1 protein-coding gene is annotated in these 637 nt (G+C 58.6%); it reads right to left on the reverse strand.

All coding sequences use genetic code 11. The annotated features are described in order from the left end of the window. Positions 1-637: collagen-like domain-containing protein (locus U9670_RS08695; protein ID WP_501993688.1), on the reverse strand; the 637-nt coding region annotated here is incomplete at both ends.

The raw sequence follows: 637 nt of genomic DNA on the forward strand, positions 1-637 counted from the left end.
TTGTTCGCCTTTTTCACCACGCGGACCTTGTGGGCCTTGAGCACCAGTGTCACCTTTGTCGCCTTTAGGACCGGTATCACCTTTATCGCCTTTAGGACCTGCTGGACCTTGAGGACCACCGGCTGGGCCTTGTTCGCCACGCTCGCCTTTAGGACCTTGTGGACCGGCATCACCTTTAGGACCTGCTGGGCCAGTGTCACCTTTGTCGCCTTTAGGACCTTGAGGACCTGCTGGGCCTTGAGGACCACCGGCTGGGCCTTGTTCGCCTTTTTCACCACGCGGACCTTGTGGGCCTTGAGCACCAGTGTCACCTTTGTCGCCTTTAGGACCGGTATCACCTTTATCGCCTTTAGGACCTGCTGGACCTTGAGGACCACCGGCTGGGCCTTGTTCGCCACGCTCGCCTTTAGGACCTTGTGGACCGGCATCACCTTTAGGACCTGCTGGGCCAGTGTCACCTTTGTCGCCTTTAGGACCTGCTGGACCGGCTACACCTGCATCACCTTTAGGACCTTGTGGACCGATGGCACCTGCTGGGCCTGCTGGGCCTATAGCACCAGTATCACCTTTAGGACCTGTGTCGCCTTTAGGACCTGTGTCACCTTGAGGGCCTGCTGGGCCGATGGCACCAGTATCA

The sequence above is a fragment of the Moraxella tarda genome (assembly GCF_035181405.1).
Classification (GTDB): Bacteria; Pseudomonadota; Gammaproteobacteria; order Pseudomonadales; family Moraxellaceae; genus Moraxella.